Here is a 14,504-nt window from a genome sequence, read left to right as displayed (position 1 = left end):
GATGTTTCACTTTTTCAAAAAATCGGCTTAACCGGCGAAGGCGATCATCAACAGCGAGACGATCGCCGTGACAACCAGCGCCACGCCACTCATCGGCAACAGAATGAGGAGAATGAGCTTGGTCGGCTGACCATGGATGTAATCCTCGACCACGACCTGCAGGCCCAAGACGGCGTGATAGACGGTGATGAGAATGGTAAGACCCAATCCGCCCAGCGTCACCGGACTGGAGAGCCATTGACTGACCACCGCGTAATCGGCGCCGGCCATGCAGACCAGCGAGGCGACCAGCCACAGGCTTAAAGGTATGAGCGCCAGCGCCGACATGCGCTGCCCCCACCAGTGATGCACACCTTCATGGGCTGAGCCGAGGCCCCGCGCTTGTCCTAAGCGCGAGCGGAGCGAGTTCGGATTGCCAGCCATCAGAACGCTCCCATCTGGAAATAGCCGATGACCCAGGCGGCGATAGTGAAGATCACAGTGCCGATGATGACGGCGTAACCCGATTTGTAGGCGGTCGGCAGTTCGAAGCCGAAGCCGGCATCCCAGGCGAGATGCCGAATGCCATTGAGGAGATGATAGAAAAACGCTGCCGACCAGCCGAAAAGCAGCAGGCGCCCAATGAGGCTGCCGTTGAAATCCTGCAGGCGATCGAAGCTATCGGCACCTTGCGCGGCGGCGATCAGCCAGCACACCAGATAAAGCACACCGACCGCGAGACCGATGCCGGAGAAACGATGAAAGATCGACGTGGCCGAGGTAAGCTGCGGCTTATAGACCTGCAGATGTGGGCTGAGTGGTCGTGGATGGCGCTTCTGAGAGTGAGTCTGTGCGCCCGAGGACTGGCTTTCTGCCATGATGTGTTCCCGTCCGATATCTTGCGCTGCTTTTACGCAGCAAAGCGCAAGCTGGTTTGCCTAGAGGAACCCGCCCAACTCTCCCCAACAGATTCTTCGGGACAGGTTCCCTGGGTCTGGACGCCGCGCGAACGGCGCCATGTGCTTCTGCACTGCAGCAGAAAGCGTGATCTTGATACTTAATTGTTACCACACCGTCAACGAAAGCAAACCGATAGCGACCGATTCGCGTCTAGCCGCGTCGTTTCATCAAAACGGTATAGTCGAGGTCCAGGACGACGCTTTCGGGATATTTTCCTGTCGAATCCGGACCCGGAAAGGCCGCGCAAGGGTCATCCTTGGTGGCGATCGTCTTAAGACGCAAAGCACCTATGTCCTTTCGGCCAGGGATCTCGATCTTTTCCAGCACCTCGGACCAGGCATAGATCGTGTCGCCGGCGAAACTGGGGTTCACATGGCGCCCACCATTGATGGCGGCGATGCGAAACGCATTGGCGAGGCCATTGAAGCTCAAGGCCCGCGCCAGGCTGATGATGTGCCCGCCATAGATGAGGCGGCGGCCGAAACGCCCCTGCCCTTCCGTGTGCTGGTTGAAATGCACCTTGGCGTTGTTCTGATAAAGACGCGTCGCCGTCATGTGGTCGGATTCTTCCAGCGTCATGCCGTCGACATGGTCGATCTTTTCGCCCACCGCGTAATCGTCCCAGAGGAACGGCGAGCCGGCGAGTTCGTCGTCGTAATTGGAGAGATCCAGCTCGGCCGGCACTTCAAATTCACCGACATCGAGGGCGGCCGGCAGCTGCGGAACATGCGTCTCGGGCGTCGGCGCATGCTTGTCGCGCTTTTTGACCATCACCCAGCGCACGTAATCGAGCACCACCTCGCCCGCCTGGTTGCGCCCCACGGAATGCACATAGACGATGCCGGTCTCGTGGTTTGAATTCTCCTTGAGGCCGATCACCTTCGACTGCGCGATGATGGTGTCGCCGGGATAAAGCGGCACGCCGAACTTCCCCACCGCGTAACCCAGGTTTGCAACGGCATTCAAAGAGATGTCGGCAACCGTGCGGCCAAAGATGAGATGAAAGGCCAGCAGATCATCGATGGGGGCACCGGCAAGGCCGATGCTCTGGGCAAAACTGTCCGATGACGGCAAGGCAAAGCGAGATCCGGTGAGGCCGATGTAAAGCGCCACATCCCCTTCGGTGGCCGTGCGCGGCACGGCATGCAGGATCTCCTGGCCCAGGCGGAAATCCTCGAAGAAATTGCCTGGGTTTGTTTTGGGTGTCGGCATGGGCGGCCTCTTATTCATCAGCGACATGCCAGCGGTATGACATAGCAGGATGAACCGTGCAATCTGGCCCCCGCACAAGGATATCTGTCAGCGCTGCCAGCCATCCGAAGCTGCATAGGCCGAATGCGATTTCGCCGACGCTGCCCACATTGCCTTAGCCTCGCAAAGCCGCGACAGTGCCTTCGATCAAACAAGACGGGGACAGATGATGACCAGGACCATCCTCATCACCGGCGCATCGCGCGGCATCGGGCGCGCTGTGGCCATCCAGTGCGGCAAGCGCGGCTGGTCGGTTGGCGTCAACTATGCGGGCAATGCGGCGGCGGCAGCCGAGACGGTGAAGGCAGTCGAGGCGGCGGGCGGCAAGGCCGTCGCCATCCAGGGCGATGTCGCCCATGAGCGGGACGTCATCGCCATGTTCGATGCGACCACCAAGGCCTTCGGCGCCATCACCGGTGTCGTCAACAATGCCGGGATCGTGGCACCAGCCTCGAAGGTCGCCGATATGAGCGTCGAGCGCCTGACGCGCATGTTCGCGGTCAATGTGACCGGCGCCTATCTGGTGGCGCGAGAAGCGGCGCGGCGCATGGGGACGGATCGCGGCGGAACAGGTGGCGCGCTGGTCAATCTTTCCTCAGCCGCCGCCCGTCTCGGTTCGCCCAATGAATATGTCGATTATGCCGGCTCCAAGGGCGCCATCGACACCATGACCATCGGCCTCTCCAAGGAGTTGGCACCTGTCGGCATCCGCGTCAATGCGATCCGCCCCGGCCTCATCGACACCGAGATCCATGCCAGCGGCGGCGAACCCGACCGCGCCTTTCGCCTCGCCGTCAATGTGCCGCTCGCTCGCCCCGGCACGGCGGACGAAGTTGCCAATGCCGTCCTGTGGCTGCTCTCGGGCGAATCCTCCTATGTCACCGGCGCGCTGCTGGATGTGAGCGGCGGGCGGTAGGACTGCTCCAAGCCGTATCGAGACATGATCGGCATTGCGCGCCTTAGGCCGTTTGCCTAGGCTCAGGCCCGATTTCACACCTTAACGTCACGCCAGAAACGCCACATCAGAGTCCGCCGCATCATGCCCATCCTGTCCATCCAGTCCGAGGTCGTTTACGGCCATGTCGGCCACCAGGCCTCGCGCTTCATTTTGGAGCGGATGGGCCACCCGGTCTGGGCGGCACCGACGGTGCTGTTTTCGAACCACCTCGCCCATAAGACGGTGACGGGGCGGGTGCTGGAAGCAGCCCAGGTGCGCGAACTCATCGACGGGGTGAGGAAGCTCGGCGTGCTGGGGAAGGCCAATGCCGTGCTGACCGGCTATCTGGGTGCGCCTGAGACCGCCGCCCTTGTGGCCGAAGTGGTGGCCGAGGTGAAGGCGCTCAACCCCCGCGCCATCTACATCTTCGATCCGGTGATCGGCGACCAGGGCGCAATGTATGTGAAGCCGGAACTGGCGCTGGCGCTCTCCACCATCCTCGTCCCCATCGCCGATGTGCTCTCGCCCAATGTCTATGAGCTGGGCCATCTCACCGGGCTTGAGGTGAACAGCCGCGCGCAGGCGGTCGATGCGTTGCACGCCTTGGCCAAGCGCACCAAGGCCCGCGCCATCATCGGCACCGGCATTCCCGACCCCGACCACCCGGAGGAACTCGCCGTCATTGCGCTGGCCCGCCAATCGCCCGGCGATTCCGGCACCATCTCGATGGCGGTGACACGGCGCCTGCCGCTCTTTGCCTCGGGCACGGGTGACGCCTTCGCCGCGCTCTTCACCGCCCGCTATTTGCGCGACCAGGATCTCAAAGCCGCCATCGACGCCGCGGTGCTGGGCATGAGCTATATCGTCACCGAGACCGCCGCCACGAACTCGGACGAGCTCAAGATCATCGAGACCCAGGACAAATGGGCTGCGGCGCTGGCGCGCTGATTTTCGGTCCACAGATTTTTGAAGGGCGTTAGCAACGACGGAAATCGCTGCGGTGAAAAAAGAACGAAGATAGAACTTTTTGCTTCCAAAATGTCCATTTACGCTGTATTATGCGTATAAGCGTAAACACTTTGGAGGCCTGCCCATGCGTCCGCCCGCAAAGAAACGTATCGACTTCGAAGTCGCGACCTCGCCCGCCGACAGCAGAACCGAGGCGCTGCAGGAAAAGGCCAAGCTCGCGCAGCATCTGCATGTCCAAGGCGTAAACCCTGTCCGCTGGACCGAGGCGCATCCGGCGCCGCAATCGGACCAAGCGACATTCCAAAAGGCCGGGATCAAGTCCAAGGACAACCAGTTCGAGGTTGGCGGCAGGCTCTACGATTGGTCGCCAGCGGTGACGGCGACACCGGCACAGGCAAAGGCCATCGCCGACGCCTATGTCGCTGAACGCACCGGCAAAAATGATGTGGCTGCGGCGACACCGACGATCGAGGAGCTGGTCGACATCGCCGCGGTGCCGCTGACGCATCCCCTCGGCACACCACAAACCGGACGCCCAGCAAATGATTTGAACGCCGCCGAGGAACGCGCTGCCCTCGCCCGCCGCTATGGGCAATCCGGCGTCGACCCCGGCAAGGTCCATCCGGGCGACCCGCTCGGTATCGCTGATCAGGCCCCGCTGAAGCGCCCCTCGGTGGCAGATGGTGGCCACACGCCGCGCATTGCAAATGATAACGCCGAGAGTCTCGAAAAGGAGACCGAGCGCTTCTATCGCGAGCAGGAGCGGTTGCGCCGCGTGACACCGATTCCGGTCGTATCAGATTCTGATGGGCGCGCTGCCTGCATCAAGGCCAACGGCGGCTGCCGGTTTGAGGTGAAGGACAATCCCGATGCCGATGGTGACATGCCATTCTATGAAGCCAGCCACTCGCCAGAGATTGCCAAATACGATGCCATGATCGAAGCTGCCGGCGAGGAGTTCCAGGTAGATCCCGACCTTATTCGCGCAATCATGTATATGGAAACGACGCATGGCTACTACGATAAGCTGCGGCCCTGGATCGGCGGCGAAAACAAGTCGATTCTGCCGATGAACGTGAACGTCGCATATTGGGGCGATTTTGTGGGTGACCGCGATGGTCTTGCCGATCCGATGACCAATATCCGAGCCGGCGCCAGAATGCTGCGCGCGATCATGAACAATCTGCCCAAAAATGCGCCGGTCTCTCATATCGCTTCGCTCTACAATAGCCATCGCGCCGAGAGCGTTTCCAATTATGGCGCCAGGGTCGCGCGGATCTTCGATGAGAAAATGTGGCGCAAGAAGAATGCACCGCTTGTCGGATGGCCATCGAGGACACCAAAGCCATGAATCAGGCGTCAGGGCGAATAGGCTTCTATCTGGCAGTCAGCTTTTTGGTCGCTCTGCTGCTGTTCCACATCGGCGTCCAGCATAACCCCGAAGGGGAGTTCATTGATCTCGGTACGATGCAACTCGATCTCGGCTATAGCGCGCTGTTCCTTATTGAGAACATGGCCGTGCTGCTCGTTCTGCCGCTCAGCATCGAAGCGGCGCTGGCGATCTGGGCGCGGTGGCGCGGACAGCGAACAAGGCACGCTCCGGCACAACGATGGTTGCCCCGGGCGGTGGTGATAAGCATTGCCGCTTCCTTGGCGATTGCCGCTGTCGCCACCTATGCCGCGTGGCGCCACGGCCAGGGGACTCTTGGCGACGCTGGGGGCCTTCTCTGGGTATGTGCCGGCTTCTTTCTGCGGTGCGTCGCATTTTTCTTTGCGGCGATCCTGGCCGCCGCGACAATGCTCCACCTCGTGCTGGCAGTCGGCCGGCGCCTTCTCGCGCGCTAGAGCGGGCGGCGAAGCCGCACACTGTCTTCCGCGAAACCGGCTCTGGCATAGAAGCGGCGCGCCGTGGCATTGCTGGCAAACACATCAAGCAGCAGTGAGGGATAGCCGTGCCCGCGCGCCCAATCTTCTGCCGCCTTCATCAACATGCTGCCGACACCTTGGCCGACGGCACTCTCTGCTACCGCGATAATGCTGAGATATCCGGATTCGCAGCCGCGCACATCGTCAAGCGTGGGCTTGACGTGCATGTAGCCAAGGATTGCGCCGCTTTCGTCTGCAGCGACGATGAGGCGGCTCTTCGGATTTGTGTCGGTGAGGGCTGCTTCGGTGACGTTGCGTTGGAAGTGCCGGAAGTCTTCGCGCGTGGCACCTGGTAACGCGGCTTCGGCGATGAGGCGCGGATCGAGGGCGCGGATGGCGGCGTGATCGGCGGCGGTTGCGGCGCGCAAGGTGACGGGCATTTTAATGACGCCTAGCCTTTTGAAGCACTCCTCACCCCAGCCCTCTCCCCGCCAGCGGGGTGAGGGAGGTCGATTGAGTGAGATCAAAACCCCCTCGCCCCACCGTCGGCGAATGCCGACCTTCGTCGGCTGGGTGGGGAGAGGGGTTGGGGTGAGGGGCCGAAACCCGGCGCTTACGCGGCCTTCTGCTTCAGATAGTCCTGCGCCAGCACTTCGGCGATCTGGACGGCGTTCAAGGCAGCGCCCTTGCGCAGGTTGTCGCCGACGATCCACATGGTGATGCCGTGCTTCACGGTCGGGTCCTTGCGGATGCGGCTGACGAAGACGTTGTCTTCGCCGGCCACTTCGAGCGGCGTCACATAGCCTTCATCAGCGCGGTGGTCGACGACGGTGATGCCCTTGGCCGAGCGCAGGGCGGCACGCACTTGTTCGACCGAGATCTCGCTTTCAAACTCGATGTTCACGGCTTCCGAATGGGCAATGAAGACCGGCACGCGCACGCAGGTCGCCACCACGTTGATATTGGGATCGAGAATCTTCTTGGTCTCGACCGTCATCTTCCACTCTTCCTTGGTGAAGCCATCCTGCATGAAGACGTCGATATGCGGAATGACGTTGAAGGCGATCTGCTTGGTGAACTTGGTACGTTCCGGCGACTGGTTCATATAGACGCCGCGCGTCTGGTTGAAGAGCTCGTCCATGCCTTCCTTGCCCGCACCCGACACCGATTGATAGGTCGAGACGACGACGCGGCTGATCTTGGCGATATCATGGAGCGGCTTCAACGCCACGACCATCTGGATGGTCGAGCAGTTCGGATTGGCGATGATGTTCTTCTTGGTATAGCCGGCGATCGCCTGCGGGTTCACTTCCGGCACCACGAGGGGCACGTCCGGGTCCATGCGGAAATGGCTGGTGTTGTCGACGATGACGGCACCCGCGGCAGCAGCCTTCGGCGCGAAGGCGGCCGAGATCTTGGCGCCGGCCGAGGAGAGGACGATGTCAGTGCCCTTGAAGTCGAACTTGTCGAGCGAGCGCACTTTCAAGACGTCGTCTTCGCCGAAGGAGATTTCCGACCCCGCCGAGCGATCCGACGCGAGGGCGATGACCTCTGAAACCGGGAACTGGCGTTCGGCCAGGATCTGCAGCATCTCCCGCCCGACATTGCCCGTGGCGCCGACCACGGCTACGCGATAACCCATGATGTCCTCACTTCTCTCTTCACACGTGGCGCCCGTGACCGATATTGGTGCGGGAAACCGATTAACAAACGCCCAAAAACAAAAAGGCCGCATCTGCTGCGGCCTTTGTCCTGGGATGGAAACCCAATGGCCGCGTTCAGACGCCGGTGGTTTTACCGGTGGTCTTAGTGGCGGTTTTGGTGGTGGCAACGGCGCAGGCGAGCATGGCGGCCGGCAGAGCCGTCCCCGTCATCTTCGCCTCGTCATACGCAAAAGCGCGCATCGCCATCAGCCTTGTCCAAAATGACGGACCGCCAAAACGATGGCCGGACCGTCGAAACGGCGCTTTTTATACCGGACTGGCGGGATTTGTCGAGAGGCATGTCGCCACAGGCCTGGCGCAAAGCCTCGGGAAGTCGCGCAATTTTATTGCCGAGAGACGAAGACGGGGTCCCAGAGGAGCGGGTTCGCCATCTTGTCGAGTGTCGGCGTCGGCATCGCCTTGGCCACATCTGCCATGCTGGGGAGCGTCGTTACCGGCACGGTTGGCTTGACGTGGACCCGCTGCGGCTGGTGGAGGCGTGGGCCTGGCAACTGCTTGGGATACATCGAAACCGAACCATAGAGCTCGATCATCTGCGATTTGGGACAGGGGCAATTGGCCCTGGCCGGCAGACTGGCGCCTGCCACCAGGAGTGCCGACAGAACGATGGATTTCCCAATCGCCCCCAATCTTCCCTCATCCGTTCAATGCGCCATCAAGACCTAGTGCGCCATGAGCACGGGCAAATCAGCGGCATCGATCATGTGGCTGGTGACACCGCCCAAGACTAGCTGGCGCAGGCGGCCATGGCTATAGGCGCCCATGACGATGAGCGTCGCCTTGGCGTCGCGCGCAGCGCTGAGGAAATGGTCGGCGGTCGCCTTATGGGTATCGGTCGGTGCTTCGCCCACACTGGCCGAAATGCCGTGCCAGGCCAGGAAGTGGGTGAGATCGCCCGAGGGATGCGGGTCGCGCTTGCCTTCCTTGATGGAGAGGACGCGGACTTTGCCCATGGCCTTGATGAGATCGAGGCCAGCAGTGACAGCGCGCGTCGCCTCGATGCTGCCGTTCCAGGCGACCAGCGCCGGGCCGTCCTCGATATGCGACAGTGCTTCGGCCGACATGCCGTTGGGCACCAACAGGACCGGCCGGCCGGCACCAAACAACACATCCTCGATACGCACGGCGATGAGATCGGCCGCCTCGTTCTTCTTCGGGCGCGCCAGCACGACGAGATCCGTCAGCCGGCCATAGCGGCTGATCAGGTCTTCCTCATTGCCCTTCACATTAAGATAGGCGGTGGTGACGGCGGGCCGCACGCTGGGCGCACCGTCGATCGGCGTGCCGCTCGCAGCTTGCCAATCGGCGAAGGTCTTCGCCGCATTCTTGGCGCGGTGCGCGGCATGGCGCTCGGCCGCTTCGACCAGTTCGGTGATGGCGACGCCGACATCGACCATCAGCGGCGTCTGTTCCAGCGGGTCCGTCTCGACATGCAGCACGGCAATGTGGGCGCCGTGTCGCTTGGCGACGACCAGGGCGGCGTCGAGCGAGGTGCGGTCGCCGTCATAACCGAACAGCGGCACGAGGATATGTCGAATAGCCATGGCGGTGACTCCCGGAATTTCTGCTGCAGATAACGATCAGTGTGGCGTCGGCCCAGGCTGGCCGGGTTGATCAAGATCAATCCGGTCATGCGGCCGGCCATGAGGCGTGTCAGCTCTCAACCTTTAAGATGGGGCGGTGGTTCCGTCAGAACAAGATGATGAGCCTTGGAATGACGCACGTGCAAGGACAAATGAAAAACGCCGGCGGCGTGGGCCTCCGGCGTTTTTTTCACACTTGGAACGGATCTTAAGGGTTCAAGCCGCGAGGCGGTCGAGTTCCTTGAGGATCTCGTCGCCCATCTCCTTGGTACCGACCAGCGTGCAGCCCGGCGCCATGATGTCGCCGGTACGGAAGCCCTTGGCGACGACGTTGTTGGCGGCTTTCTCGAGAAGGTCGGCATCTTCGCCCTGGTCGAAGGAATAGCGCAGCATCATCGAGAGCGAGAGCAGGCAAGCGAGCGGATTGGCCTTGCCCTGGCCGGCGATGTCGGGGGCAGACCCATGCACCGGCTCGTAAAGCGCCTTGCGCTTGCCGCCCTTATCGGCTGCGCCGAGGCTGGCCGAGGGCAACATGCCCAAGGAACCGGTGAGCATCGCCGCGCAATCGGAGAGGAGATCGCCGAACAGATTGTCGGTGACGATGACGTCGAACTGCTTGGGCTGGCGCACCAGCTGCATGGCGCAGTTGTCGGCATACATGTGGGAAAGCTGCACGTCCTTGTATTCCGTGTCGCCCAGCTTCTGCACTTCCTCGCGCCACAGCACGCCGGATTCCATGACATTGGCCTTTTCGACCGAGCACAGCTTGTTGCCGCGCTTACGGGCAAGTTCAAAGGCCACACGCGCCACGCGCTGGATCTCGCTGGTCGTATAGACCTGGGTGTTGATGCCGCGACGCTCGCCATTGGGCAGGGTCTCGATGCCGCGGGGGCTGCCGAAATAGACACCGCCGGTCAGCTCGCGCACGATCATGATGTCGAGGCCCTTGACCAGCTCGGTCTTCAGCGACGAGGCTTCGGCGAGCGCATCGAAGACGAGGGCCGGACGCAGGTTCGCGAACAGCTCCATGTCTTTGCGCAAGCGCAGCAGGCCGCGTTCCGGCTTGTCCTTGAACGGCAGGTTGTCCCATTTAGGCCCACCGACGGCGCCGAGGAGCACCGCATCGGCGTCGATCGCCTTCTGCATCGTTTCGTCGGTCAAGGGGACCCCATGCTTGTCGAACGAGCAGCCGCCGACCAGGCCGTCTTCCGTTTCGAAGCCGCTGCCGCGGCGCTTCTCGAACCAGCCGAGCGTGCGCTTCACTTCGCCCATGACTTCAGGGCCGATGCCGTCGCCGGCCAGGATCAGGATCTTCTTCGAATTGCTGGACATGTCTGCTTCTCTAAGTCGGGATCGGGTCGAATGAAAGGCCCCCTCTCCCTAACCCTCCCCCCACCGTCGACGAATGTCGACATCTGTCGACGGGTGGGGGGAGGGGATCAGAACCAGCTTGAACGCGATGCGCGTAGCGAACTCGGCCGGACTCCCTCCCCCCAACGTGGGGGAGGGTGGGGGAGAGGGGGGGCTAATTCAGTTCCACAGCCAGGGCTGGCTGAGCTTGTTCTTCGTCTCGAAGGATTCCATGGCATCCTTCTTCTGCAGCGTGAGGCCGATATCGTCGAGGCCATTGAGCAGGCAGTGCTTGCGGAAGGCGTCGACCTCGAACTTGATCGTGCCGCCATCGGGGCCTTTGATCTCCTGCGTCTCCAGATCGACCGAGACCACCGCATTGGCGCCGCGCTCGGCGTCGTCCATCAGCTTGGCAACGTCTTCCTTGCTCACCTTGATCGGCAGGATGCCGTTCTTGAAGCAGTTGTTATAGAAGATGTCGGCAAAGCTCGTCGAAATGATGCAGCGGATGCCGAAATCGGCGAGCGCCCAGGGGGCATGCTCGCGCGACGAGCCGCAGCCGAAATTGTCGCCGGCGACCAGGATCTGCGCCTTGCGATATTGCGGCTTGTTGAGGACAAAGTCCGGAATCTCTTTGCCATCGGGCGTGTAGCGCATCTCGTCGAACAGGTTCTTGCCGAGACCCGTACGCTTGATGGTTTTGAGAAACTGCTTCGGGATGATCATGTCGGTGTCGACATTGCGGATCGGCATTGGTGCTGCGATCCCGCTGAGCTTGGTGAATTTTTCCATGGTCCGCCAACTTGTTCCCAGGGGTCCCGGACGACATGCCGGAACGGGCGGCGGGTGTTATGTCACGTGGGGGAAGCGGGTGCAAGATTGGGGGGCGAGGCGATGGCCGCTCAACCCCTCTCCCCTCGCGGGAGAGGGGTTGGGGTGAGGGGTGGATGGACCGGGCCGGATGATAGAACCCCTCACCCTGCCCTCTCCCACGAGGGGAGAGGGTTAACATTGCCACACTATAACTATTTGATTTAACTTACTAAGCTGCCGCAAACCCGCCCAGCTTGGCCATCTGCCAGGGCAAGAGCGGCTTGGGTGGGGGGCAGTGGAAGAGCGGCACGCCATTGGGGATGCGCTCGCGCCGCGCCAGCCCTGCAAAACGCTCGATCGCCCAGTAGATACCGCCATGGGCGACGATGAGGACCGGGCCGGGGTTGCGCAGGGCCTCGTTGATGCCATCGAGCGCCCGTTCCATGAAATGGCTGAAGCGTTCGGCCCCGCGCGGCGTCTCGCCATGGCGCCAGGCGTCGTACCAGGGGCCTTTGGGGTGACCTTCGCGCTCGCCGAAGCTGCATTCCTTCAGCGCTGCAATCTCCTTCACCGGAATATGGAGACCGGTGGCAACGATATCGGCGGTCAGCGCCGCGCGGTCCAAGGGGCTGGTGCAGATCGTGCCGATATTCTGGTCGCGCAGAATCTCGCGGGCGGCGCGCGCCTGGGCAAGGCCGGTGCCGTTCAAGGGCATGTTGACCTGGCCCTGCACGAGGCCGATGCGGTTCCAATCGGTCTCGCCATGGCGCAGGAAGAAGAAGGTCTGACGGAGGAGCTGCATGGGAAATCCCCTTCCCTGGTAGGCATGTTCATCGCGTGATTCGCGACGGCCCGCAGACTCGTCTTCAATCGGGGCGGAAATGGGGCAGTGGCGTGAAAATTCGACGAACCTCGCTCACGAAATTGTCAGCGGCGCGACAGGTCACGGTTAGGTCACGCGTCGGTGTCCGAATGGGACTTGTCTGAATGCCCCAGCGGTCGCTCCGGTGACACGATATCGCGGACGCGCTGCTTCAATTCCTTGAGTTCGGGAAAGCGGCCCTCGCCTTTACGCGACCACACCAGCGCGCCATCGACCGTCACCTCGAAGATGCCGCCGGTGCCTGGAACAAGCGTCACACCGCCCAGCTCGTCCTCAAAGGTCACGAGCAGCTCCTGCGCCGTCCACCCGGCCCGCAGCAGCCAGCGGCACTGCGTGCAATAGGTGATGGCGACGATTGGTTTCATTTCTTGTCCACCTGTGTCAGGCCATGCGGATAGAGCCGCACGATCCACAACAACAGCAGCAGGCCCGGAAGGGCCATCAGCGTGGTGAGCGCCCAGAAACTCACCCAATCGGTATGGTCGGCCATCCAGCCGCTGCCGCTGGAAAGCAATGTGCGGCCTTGCGCCATGAAGGAAGAGAATAGCGCGTATTGGGTCGCCGTGAACGCGACATTGCAGAGGCCCGACAGATAGGCAACCAGGGCCGAAGCCGCAATGCCGCCAGCGATATTGTCGGCGCTGATGGCAATCGTCAGCCAAACGATGTCGGCGCCCTTGGTGGCGAGATAAGAAAACAGCAGGTTGGTCACCGCCTGCAGGATGCCGCCCACCAGCAAGGTCTTGAACAGGCCGAAGCGCGCCACGATCAACCCGCCGACAACACCGCCGACCAGCGAAGCAATGATGCCGAACACCTTGGACACAGCGGCGATCTCTGTCCCCGTGAAGCCCAGCTCATGGTAGAAGGGATTCGCCATCGCACCCCCGAAGGCATCCCCGTATTTGTAGAACAGAATGAAGAGCAGGATGACGACCCACCCCTTGCGGCCGATGAAATCGGCAAAGGGGCGGATCACCGCGTCATTCAGCATGTCCCGATAGGATTTATCCTTGGGGATCGACGCCGTCTTGGGCTCCGGGACGAACAGGGTGAAAACGGCACACAGGATCATGGCCCCGGCGAGCACCGCGAAGATCGTCGGCCAGCCGATGTAATCCGAGAGCGCTGTGGCGCCAGCACCCGCCAGCAGCAATCCGAAACGATAGCCCACCTGCGTCGTGCCGGCGCCGGCACCCTGCTCATCGGCGTCCAGTATCTCGATGCGGTAGGCGTCGATGACGATGTCCTGACTGGCGGAAAAGAACGCGACGATGACGGCCAGCAGCGCCGTGAGGCTGGCATCGGCAACCGGGTCGGTCTGCCCCATGACGAAGATCGCGGCCGCCAGAAGAACTTGCAGCAGCAGCAGCCAGCTCTTGCGCCGCCCCAGCTTCCCCATTATCGGCAAGCGGAGCTGATCGATGACAGGCGACCAAACAAATTTGAAGGTGTAGGGAATGCCCACCAAGGTGAAGAGTCCGATGGTGGTCTTGTCAACGCCGACGGTCGAGAGCCAATAGGACAGTGTCGAAAGTGTCAGCAGCAAGGGCAGGCCACTGGCGAATCCCATCACCAGGATGATGAACTGGCGCCCGGTGAAATATACGGTGAGGGCCTCACTCCAGCTTGCCTGCCGCTCGACGCTCATATGTTGACCTTGGAAATAGTGTTGCCGACGACTCGGGGGTTCGACCGGTTCGCATGCTGGATGAAAGCTATTTCGGCTTCAATTGCTCGTTGAGGCTGGCGAGCGTTGCCGTATCGAGATCGCCGATTCGCTTGGCCAGGCGATTGGCCAGTTCCGTGGCCAGCGGCGACAGGCCGCCGGTATCGATGCTGACCTTGGGGTCGGAAAGATCGGCCAGCGCCTTCAGGTCGTCGACTTCATCCCAGGCGAGGTTGAAATAGGCGGCGACCTGCTGCACGAAGCCGGTCTTGGGCCGCGCCCGGTGACCGTGTTCCAGCGCCGAAAGATAGGCCGAGCTGACCTTCAAGGCCTTGGCCATGTCTTTGAGCTGCCGGCCATGGGCCTGCCTGAGCTCGCGCAACTTCTGTCCGAAAGGTGTCATGGAGGAGTGAGAGTAAGGCGGCAGCGTGATTCGCGGAACCACCCCTCACTGCGCAGACGCCTATCCCGATTGGCGGAACGACCCCTCACCCCGGCCCTCTCCCCGCAAGCGCGGGGC

Annotated in this window: 18 protein-coding genes; 4 read left to right on the top strand and 14 right to left on the bottom strand. The window is 61.9% G+C overall.

The annotated features are described in order from the left end of the window. Positions 1-27 precede the first annotated feature (27 nt). The 3 genes from sdhD to SMD31_RS10005 all read right to left on the bottom strand — a co-directional run bounded on the left by sdhD (position 28) and on the right by SMD31_RS10005 (position 2,151). Positions 28-423, bottom strand: coding sequence for a succinate dehydrogenase, hydrophobic membrane anchor protein (gene sdhD, locus SMD31_RS10015; protein WP_320500682.1), 396 nt, complete (start codon positions 421-423; stop codon positions 28-30). Then, on the bottom strand, positions 423-857 hold the full coding sequence (gene sdhC / locus SMD31_RS10010; protein ID WP_320500681.1) for a succinate dehydrogenase, cytochrome b556 subunit: 435 nt from the start codon (positions 855-857) through the stop codon (positions 423-425). The genes sdhD and sdhC overlap by 1 nt, the downstream gene beginning before the upstream one ends. Positions 858-1,089: 232 nt before the next feature. Further along, positions 1,090-2,151: a MaoC family dehydratase gene (locus SMD31_RS10005; RefSeq protein WP_320500680.1), complete on the bottom strand. Its 1,062-nt coding sequence runs from the start codon at positions 2,149-2,151 to the stop codon at positions 1,090-1,092. Between the two features lie 205 nt (positions 2,152-2,356). Between SMD31_RS10005 and SMD31_RS10000 the strand changes: the two genes are divergently transcribed. The 4 genes from SMD31_RS10000 to SMD31_RS09985 all read left to right on the top strand — a co-directional run bounded on the left by SMD31_RS10000 (position 2,357) and on the right by SMD31_RS09985 (position 5,941). Then, positions 2,357-3,106, top strand: a complete 750-nt coding sequence (locus SMD31_RS10000) for an SDR family oxidoreductase (RefSeq protein WP_320500679.1) — start codon at positions 2,357-2,359, stop codon at positions 3,104-3,106. Between the two features lie 123 nt (positions 3,107-3,229). After that, a complete protein-coding gene (gene pdxY / locus SMD31_RS09995) occupies positions 3,230-4,075 on the top strand; it encodes a pyridoxal kinase (RefSeq protein WP_320500678.1) in 846 nt (281 codons plus the stop codon). A 79-nt stretch (positions 4,076-4,154) separates the two neighbouring features. Continuing rightward, positions 4,155-5,447 (top strand): lysozyme family protein, encoded by a 1,293-nt coding sequence (locus SMD31_RS09990; RefSeq protein ID WP_320500677.1) that lies wholly within the window; start codon positions 4,155-4,157, stop codon positions 5,445-5,447. Continuing rightward, entirely contained in the window at positions 5,420-5,941 is a 522-nt protein-coding gene (locus SMD31_RS09985; protein ID WP_320500676.1) for a hypothetical protein, read from the top strand. The genes SMD31_RS09990 and SMD31_RS09985 overlap by 28 nt, the downstream gene beginning before the upstream one ends. Here SMD31_RS09985 and SMD31_RS09980 read toward each other — a convergent pair. The 11 genes from SMD31_RS09980 to SMD31_RS09930 form a co-directional block, all read right to left on the bottom strand. Beyond that, on the bottom strand, positions 5,938-6,402 hold the full coding sequence (locus SMD31_RS09980) for a GNAT family N-acetyltransferase (RefSeq protein WP_320500675.1): 465 nt from the start codon (positions 6,400-6,402) through the stop codon (positions 5,938-5,940). The two genes, SMD31_RS09985 and SMD31_RS09980, sit on opposite strands and share 4 nt — an antisense overlap. A gap of 173 nt (positions 6,403-6,575) precedes the next feature. Then, the gene (locus SMD31_RS09975; protein ID WP_320500674.1) at positions 6,576-7,604 is read right to left on the bottom strand and encodes an aspartate-semialdehyde dehydrogenase; all 1,029 of its coding nucleotides are present in this window, start codon (positions 7,602-7,604) and stop codon (positions 6,576-6,578) included. A 136-nt stretch (positions 7,605-7,740) separates the two neighbouring features. Continuing rightward, on the bottom strand, positions 7,741-7,866 hold the full coding sequence (locus SMD31_RS09970) for a hypothetical protein (protein ID WP_320500673.1): 126 nt from the start codon (positions 7,864-7,866) through the stop codon (positions 7,741-7,743). Positions 7,867-8,009: 143 nt separating this feature from the next. Then, positions 8,010-8,315, bottom strand: coding sequence for a hypothetical protein (locus SMD31_RS09965; protein WP_320500672.1), 306 nt, complete (start codon positions 8,313-8,315; stop codon positions 8,010-8,012). 33 nt (positions 8,316-8,348) lie between these two features. Beyond that, entirely contained in the window at positions 8,349-9,230 is an 882-nt protein-coding gene (locus SMD31_RS09960; protein WP_320500670.1) for a universal stress protein, read from the bottom strand. A 255-nt stretch (positions 9,231-9,485) separates the two neighbouring features. Beyond that, complete coding sequence (gene leuB / locus SMD31_RS09955; RefSeq protein ID WP_320500669.1) at positions 9,486-10,601, bottom strand: 3-isopropylmalate dehydrogenase; 1,116 nt, start codon at positions 10,599-10,601, stop codon at positions 9,486-9,488. Positions 10,602-10,799: 198 nt separating this feature from the next. Then, on the bottom strand, positions 10,800-11,411 hold the full coding sequence (gene leuD, locus SMD31_RS09950) for a 3-isopropylmalate dehydratase small subunit (protein ID WP_320500668.1): 612 nt from the start codon (positions 11,409-11,411) through the stop codon (positions 10,800-10,802). Positions 11,412-11,661: 250 nt separating this feature from the next. Next, complete coding sequence (locus SMD31_RS09945; protein WP_320500667.1) at positions 11,662-12,234, bottom strand: histidine phosphatase family protein; 573 nt, start codon at positions 12,232-12,234, stop codon at positions 11,662-11,664. Between the two features lie 152 nt (positions 12,235-12,386). Next, positions 12,387-12,680, bottom strand: a complete 294-nt coding sequence (locus SMD31_RS09940; RefSeq protein WP_320500666.1) for a SelT/SelW/SelH family protein — start codon at positions 12,678-12,680, stop codon at positions 12,387-12,389. Further along, positions 12,677-13,966, bottom strand: coding sequence for an AmpG family muropeptide MFS transporter (locus tag SMD31_RS09935; RefSeq protein ID WP_320500664.1), 1,290 nt, complete (start codon positions 13,964-13,966; stop codon positions 12,677-12,679). Before SMD31_RS09935 ends, SMD31_RS09940 begins: the two co-directional genes overlap by 4 nt. Before the next feature lie 67 nt (positions 13,967-14,033). Then, positions 14,034-14,387, bottom strand: coding sequence for a helix-turn-helix domain-containing protein (locus SMD31_RS09930; protein ID WP_320500663.1), 354 nt, complete (start codon positions 14,385-14,387; stop codon positions 14,034-14,036). Positions 14,388-14,504: the final 117 nt, after the last annotated feature.

Origin of the sequence: Dongia rigui (assembly GCF_034044635.1) — a bacterium.
GTDB classification, from domain to species: domain Bacteria; phylum Pseudomonadota; class Alphaproteobacteria; order Dongiales; family Dongiaceae; genus Dongia; species Dongia rigui.
Note: the sequence above shows the minus strand (reverse complement) of the source record. Positions and strands in the feature narration are given on the sequence as shown.

What these genes read in the sequence shown, in the direction of transcription:
- sdhD (WP_320500682.1), bottom strand. Translation starts at nt 423, where the DNA reads ATGGCTGGCAATCCGAACTCGCTCCGCTCGCGCTTAGGACAAGCGCGG.
- sdhC (WP_320500681.1), bottom strand. Translation starts at nt 857, where the DNA reads ATGGCAGAAAGCCAGTCCTCGGGCGCACAGACTCACTCTCAGAAGCGC.
- SMD31_RS10005 (WP_320500680.1), bottom strand. Translation starts at nt 2,151, where the DNA reads ATGCCGACACCCAAAACAAACCCAGGCAATTTCTTCGAGGATTTCCGC.
- SMD31_RS10000 (WP_320500679.1), top strand. Translation starts at nt 2,357, where the DNA reads ATGATGACCAGGACCATCCTCATCACCGGCGCATCGCGCGGCATCGGG.
- pdxY (WP_320500678.1), top strand. Translation starts at nt 3,230, where the DNA reads ATGCCCATCCTGTCCATCCAGTCCGAGGTCGTTTACGGCCATGTCGGC.
- SMD31_RS09985 (WP_320500676.1), top strand. Translation starts at nt 5,420, where the DNA reads ATGGCCATCGAGGACACCAAAGCCATGAATCAGGCGTCAGGGCGAATA.
- SMD31_RS09980 (WP_320500675.1), bottom strand. Translation starts at nt 6,402, where the DNA reads ATGCCCGTCACCTTGCGCGCCGCAACCGCCGCCGATCACGCCGCCATC.
- SMD31_RS09975 (WP_320500674.1), bottom strand. Translation starts at nt 7,604, where the DNA reads ATGGGTTATCGCGTAGCCGTGGTCGGCGCCACGGGCAATGTCGGGCGG.
- SMD31_RS09970 (WP_320500673.1), bottom strand. Translation starts at nt 7,866, where the DNA reads ATGCGCGCTTTTGCGTATGACGAGGCGAAGATGACGGGGACGGCTCTG.
- SMD31_RS09960 (WP_320500670.1), bottom strand. Translation starts at nt 9,230, where the DNA reads ATGGCTATTCGACATATCCTCGTGCCGCTGTTCGGTTATGACGGCGAC.
- leuB (WP_320500669.1), bottom strand. Translation starts at nt 10,601, where the DNA reads ATGTCCAGCAATTCGAAGAAGATCCTGATCCTGGCCGGCGACGGCATC.
- leuD (WP_320500668.1), bottom strand. Translation starts at nt 11,411, where the DNA reads ATGGAAAAATTCACCAAGCTCAGCGGGATCGCAGCACCAATGCCGATC.
- SMD31_RS09945 (WP_320500667.1), bottom strand. Translation starts at nt 12,234, where the DNA reads ATGCAGCTCCTCCGTCAGACCTTCTTCTTCCTGCGCCATGGCGAGACC.
- SMD31_RS09940 (WP_320500666.1), bottom strand. Translation starts at nt 12,680, where the DNA reads ATGAAACCAATCGTCGCCATCACCTATTGCACGCAGTGCCGCTGGCTG.
- SMD31_RS09935 (WP_320500664.1), bottom strand. Translation starts at nt 13,966, where the DNA reads ATGAGCGTCGAGCGGCAGGCAAGCTGGAGTGAGGCCCTCACCGTATAT.
- SMD31_RS09930 (WP_320500663.1), bottom strand. Translation starts at nt 14,387, where the DNA reads ATGACACCTTTCGGACAGAAGTTGCGCGAGCTCAGGCAGGCCCATGGC.